General features: G+C 41.9%; 5 protein-coding genes. 3 read left to right on the top strand and 2 right to left on the bottom strand.

Going from position 1 to position 5,177, the window contains the following annotated elements; translation table 11 throughout:
* Window positions 1–23 precede the first annotated feature (23 nt).
* Complete coding sequence (gene metG, locus A5294_RS05840) at window positions 24–1,895, bottom strand: methionine--tRNA ligase (protein ID WP_004118486.1); 1,872 nt, start codon at window positions 1,893–1,895, stop codon at window positions 24–26.
* Window positions 1,896–2,199: 304 nt separating this feature from the next.
* On the opposite strand from metG, the gene A5294_RS05835 reads away from it, so the two are divergent.
* Window positions 2,200–2,826 carry a hypothetical protein gene (locus A5294_RS05835; protein WP_064340685.1) on the top strand — a complete coding sequence of 209 codons (627 nt, stop codon included), beginning with the start codon at window positions 2,200–2,202 and terminating at the stop codon, window positions 2,824–2,826.
* The gene (locus A5294_RS05830) at window positions 2,817–3,080 is read left to right on the top strand and encodes a hypothetical protein (RefSeq protein ID WP_004118480.1); all 264 of its coding nucleotides are present in this window, start codon (window positions 2,817–2,819) and stop codon (window positions 3,078–3,080) included. The genes A5294_RS05835 and A5294_RS05830 overlap by 10 nt, the downstream gene beginning before the upstream one ends.
* 35 nt (window positions 3,081–3,115) lie before the next feature.
* Here A5294_RS05830 and rsmI read toward each other — a convergent pair whose 3' ends face one another.
* Window positions 3,116–4,018 carry a 16S rRNA (cytidine(1402)-2'-O)-methyltransferase gene (gene rsmI, locus A5294_RS05825; protein WP_064340684.1) on the bottom strand — a complete coding sequence of 301 codons (903 nt, stop codon included), beginning with the start codon at window positions 4,016–4,018 and terminating at the stop codon, window positions 3,116–3,118.
* 129 nt (window positions 4,019–4,147) lie between these two features.
* Between rsmI and A5294_RS05820 the strand changes: the two genes are divergently transcribed.
* A complete protein-coding gene (locus A5294_RS05820; protein ID WP_064340683.1) occupies window positions 4,148–4,990 on the top strand; it encodes an alpha/beta hydrolase in 843 nt (280 codons plus the stop codon).
* Window positions 4,991–5,177 lie beyond the last annotated feature (187 nt).

Genomic DNA, 5,177 nt, shown 5'->3' with positions numbered 1-5,177 from the left:
ATTTATTTATTGAAAATTTCAACCTATTTCTCACTATTTTCCAAAGATTTTTTTGCTGCAGCAAGTCTTTCTGCCTCGACACGCTGACGCTCGGACAAGGCAGATGCGAAACGCTCAAGCTCCTCCTCAACTGCTTCTTTTGGAATCTTGGCAAAAATAGGACTTGGCTTAGGCACAGGCGTACCTGCTACCAACTCCTCACTCTCCCAAGGATGAACAGTTTCCCCCAAGCGATAATCGCCCGTAATAATCGGATACTTGAAGTCTGGATTATCCAAATCTTCAACTTCTTCAATATGAGGCAAAGGCGAGAATACGCCAGTGCCACCAAGTGCTTCCCAAACTTTTTGAGCTGCATGAGGCAAGAATGGCGCAAGCAGATGATTAGCATCCGAAACAGCCTGAGCTGCAACATGCAACACAGTACCAAGGCGAGCCTCATCATCTTTAATTTTCCAAGGCTCAGTTGCAGAAATATATTTATTAATATCCGCAACTACTCGCATTGCTTCAGTAAGAGCATTCTTCTGACGATGACGCTCAATCAAACTACCGACCAAAGCAAAAGCATCAGAAGTTTGATCGAGAAGAGCGCGATCCATTGCAGTCATAGAATCTTCGTCAAGAGGAGGGATTACACCAAAGTTCTTATTAATAAGATTTGCCACACGATTGACAAGATTACCCCAGCTTGCAGCAAGCTCTTCGTTATTATGGCGAGCAAACTCAGCCCAAGTAAAATCAGCATCAGAATTTTCTGGACCAGCAATAGAAATGTAGTAACGCACAGCATCTACAGGGTAACGCGCCAAAATATCCTTCACATAAATCACGATTCCGCGCGAAGAGCTGAACTTCTTGCCTTCCATAGTCATGAACTCAGAAGCAACAACCTGTTCAGGCATGTTCAATGGACCATAAACGCCAGCCTCACCACCTTTAGAACCAGCACCGTTGTAGGCAAGCATTTCCGAAGGCCAAATCTGAGAATGGAAAGTAATGTTATCTTTGCCCATGAAGTAGTATCCAGGAGACTTAGGATCACACCACCAATCACGCCAAGCGTCTGGCTTGCCTTGTCGACGAGCCCATTCAATAGATGCAGACAAGTATCCAATAACAGCGTCAAACCACACATACAGACGCTTATTCGGATTATCAATCCATCCTTCAACAGGAACAGGAATACCCCAATCAATATCGCGCGTAATAGCTCGCGGCTTTACTTCATTAAATAATCCAAGCGAGAAATTAATAACATTCGTGCGCCAACCTTCGCGAGAATGAAGCCAATTAACATTCGCCTCAGCCAAAGCAGGCAGGTCTAGGAAATAATGTTCAGTTTCTTCAAAGCGCGGAGTTTCACCATTAATTTTAGAAACTGGATTAATAAGCTCATCCGGATCAAGCTCGTTTCCACAAGCATCACATTGATCGCCACGAGCACCATCTGCGCCACACAATGGGCATGTGCCTTCAATATAACGATCTGGCAAAGTACGACCAGTGGAAGGAGAAATAGCAACCTTCTGAGTGCCCTTGTAAATATAGCCGTTCTTTAAGCACTGACGGAACATTTCTTGCACAACATGCTCGTGATTTGCAGTAGTAGTACGCGTGAACAAATCGTAGCTCAAACCTAAATCGCACAAATCCTTAGTAATCACACGATTATAACGATTAGCAAGCTCTTGTGCAGAAACGCCTTCCTTATCTGCTTCAACCAAAATAGGTGTGCCGTGCTCATCCGTGCCAGACACCATTAATACGTCATTACCTTTCATGCGCTCGTAACGCGCATACACGTCCGACGGAACCCCGAAACCTGCAACGTGACCAATATGACGAGGGCCGTTAGCATACGGCCAAGCAACATTCACCAAAATATGACTCATAGACAATTATTATCTTGTTCAACGCGGACAGTACATAAGAACATTGCAAAAAGAATCCCAAAATATACGAGAAAACACGCTGAATAACAAGCCTCACACGAGTTCATCCACATATCCACAAGTTATAAAACCAGCCTGGAATTGAAGCAAATATAAACATAATCTCAACTTATGCATTACGAAACTTATTCACTACAAAGCATGAATTACAAAATATGCGTTAGAAAAACAACAATATGTGCGATACACATTGTAAATAGTCGCGCTAAAAAATAAATATGCAAAAAGAAAGGATTGAGGAAAATTGAAAAAACAACAAAACATACGCGATTTATTGGATATTTGCGAAGAAACACAAACACAATTCCCGGAATTACTTGACGACAACCATTTACCAGGCCCAATGTGCATGAAAAAACTTTCTCAAATTGGCGTATTCAATAGGCTTGATTTAAATGCAGGATATTCAAATAAAGCAGCTATTTCCACTCAAGGAAGAAGTAATATTGTGAGCAATCTTATACCTACAGAAAGCATAGCCTGCTTATTTACTGCAGCATGGGTTTGGATAGGAGGCAATTTTCCTGAAAATATAGATGTTATTGATTATGGGCATAGAAGAAAAAAGCCGCACGGCCATGCAATCCGAGCATTTCGAAGACACTTAAACAATGAAGAATACGTAATACTTGGAAAAATTAGAATAACAACGCCAGAACGAACAATTTGCGATTTAGCGTACACTCCAAGCGAAAACGAAGAGTACGAACCTTATAGAAAAGATATTGCTCACTTATTGATATCTAAATACAGCATTGACTTGCGAAAATGCAAACGTACTATTGACGGAAACCCATATTTCCCAGGCTCAATACATGCAAGAAATTGGATACGAAACATTGCGAAAGAAGCAAACAAACCATGGAAATAAAGAACTCTTATGCAACTAAAACAAGCAGCCCTCCAAAACCACCTATAATACTCACGCCATATGTTGCTATCGACCCTGCAACAAAAACGGAAGTGCTATGGTATATCGCGCAAAAAATACCAGAACTTCGCAAATGGATTATTGCAAACCCTTCGGCAGACGCACAAATCTTAGAATATATTTCTCAACAAGGCGGTCCTGACGTTCGTTACAGTTTTGAAGTGCTATTTTCTGCGTATGACAGCAATGAATAGAAAGCAAAAAAAAAATAGTAGCAAAAGCAGAAATCTTATTTTTGATCAGGTTTATGCTCAAGACAAGACGCGTAAACTTGCTTACGATTAGCAAAAGATCCGTCAGCAAACGGATGCTCTTTTACTACTTTCGTAATGGCTTCTTTTATGCGCAAGCCTTCGGAATCTGCACATTCAAGCGAAAGCTTTGCAAGAGCATCAATGCTTAAATCTGTGCTTTCAGACTGTACTTCTTCGTCACTTGCACCACCGATAACTAAAACTATTTCGCCTCGAGGAGGATCCGCTAAAACACCATCGTGAATACTTTGCACAGTTCCACGACGAATTTCCTCAAAATCTTTTGTAAGTTCACGGCATAACGCCATTGGACGATTAGAGCCAAGTACTGCCAATATGTCTTCCATTGCTTCTGCAATACGATGTGGAGCCTCATAAAATACTATTGTTCGTCGCTCGGCTTTAAGCGAGCGCAAATGCTGTTGACGCTCACCAGATTTACGAGGCAAAAAGCCTTCATAACAGAAGCGATCAGTTGGCAATCCAGAAAGAGCAAGCGCATCTAAAACTGCACTAGGACCAGGCGCGCAAGTAACAGGCAAATCGCGCTCTATTGCACGTCGAACAACAGCAAGACCCGGGTCGTTAATGGTAGGCATACCTGCGTCTGAAACAACAAGAACAGTGCTGCCCTGCTCAACTTTGTCTAGCAAGCCATCTGCCTTGTTGCGCTCATTATGATCGTGATATGCGATTACGCTACCAGAAACATGTACGCCAAGGCGATTCGCTAAATCATAAAGCCTACGCGTGTCTTCAGCAGCAACAATATCAGCAGTTTCAAGAAGATTAATTAATCGTGCAGAAGCGTCTGCCATATTCCCAATAGGCGTAGCAGCTAAAACAACCTTACCTAAATTATCTTCTTCGTCACACATCTTGAATCTCCTTATAAAACTTCTTAAAACTCTACACGAATTTATAAAAGAACGCACTTACAAAGCGAGGTATTTGATTAGAATTATGCTTAGTGTAATTGCAATATAAACGAAACGAAAAGAGACACTATGAAGATTATAAATCAGAAAATAAAAAGTATAGATGGAAGCAATGCGCAGCTTATTGGATATGTTTTAGACGATAATTTAGATAGCGAAGGTTTGCAAAACCGTCCTGCAATTTTAATCTTGCCAGGCGGAGGTTTCTTGCGCGTCTCGAATCGTGAAGCAGAGCCTGTTGCCATGAAGTTTGCTGCAGAAGGATTCCACACTTTTGTGTTGCGATACTCGCTTACTCCAAGCACATACCCAACTCAGCTTTTAGAAGCCGCAGAAGCGATGAGCTTAATCCGCAAAAACGCAAAAGAATGGCACGTAGATGCGCAAAAAGTTGCAATTATTGGATTCTCCGCTGGAGGGCATGTGGCTGCAAACCTTGCAACTAGTGTTAGCGACGAAGTTGAGGAAGCAAACGGGTATGCTGCTGATGACGTGCGTCCAAATGCACTTATGCTCGCATATCCTGTTATTTCTGCTGGAAAATATGCGCATAAGCCAACTTTCGATCGTCTATTTGGAGAAGTTAGCGACGAAAAGCGAACTGAACTCGTCAATAAACTTTCGCTGGAAAATCACGTGGATCGCAAAACTCCACCTGTATTTGTATGGCAAACTGTTACTGATCAAACAGTTCCAGTAGAAAATTCAATAATGTTTGTGAACGCTTGCGTTGAAGCTGGAGTAAGTGTTGAAGCTCACCTGTTCCCTAAAGGACCGCACGGCTTAGCTTTGGCAGTTAAAGAAACAGCAAAACGCGATGAAAACGGAAATGTGCTTACTGAATTTATTCAGCCAGAAGTTCAGCAGTGGGTTAAGCTTGCTTGCGATTGGTTGCATCGCACTTTTGCGTAATTTAACTTCAACACTCCCGCGTTTGTTCCCTTTTCGACCCATTTGGTAAACAAAACGCGGAAACAAAAAGCGGAAACAACAGACGAAACACAAGGCAAAAACAAAAACGTCGTCTACACGCCATAAGGGGCATGTTGACGACGTTTTGTTACTTGCTATCAATAAGTAATTTTAAGTAATCTCAATA

This window comes from Gardnerella sp. 30-4 (assembly GCF_001641215.1).
GTDB classification, from domain to species: domain Bacteria; phylum Actinomycetota; class Actinomycetes; order Actinomycetales; family Bifidobacteriaceae; genus Bifidobacterium; species Bifidobacterium leopoldii.
Note: the sequence above shows the minus strand (reverse complement) of the source record. Positions and strands in the feature narration are given on the sequence as shown.

What these genes read in the sequence shown, in the direction of transcription:
- metG (WP_004118486.1), bottom strand. Translation starts at nt 1,895, where the DNA reads ATGAGTCATATTTTGGTGAATGTTGCTTGGCCGTATGCTAACGGCCCT.
- A5294_RS05830 (WP_004118480.1), top strand. Translation starts at nt 2,817, where the DNA reads ATGGAAATAAAGAACTCTTATGCAACTAAAACAAGCAGCCCTCCAAAA.
- rsmI (WP_064340684.1), bottom strand. Translation starts at nt 4,018, where the DNA reads ATGTGTGACGAAGAAGATAATTTAGGTAAGGTTGTTTTAGCTGCTACG.
- A5294_RS05820 (WP_064340683.1), top strand. Translation starts at nt 4,148, where the DNA reads ATGAAGATTATAAATCAGAAAATAAAAAGTATAGATGGAAGCAATGCG.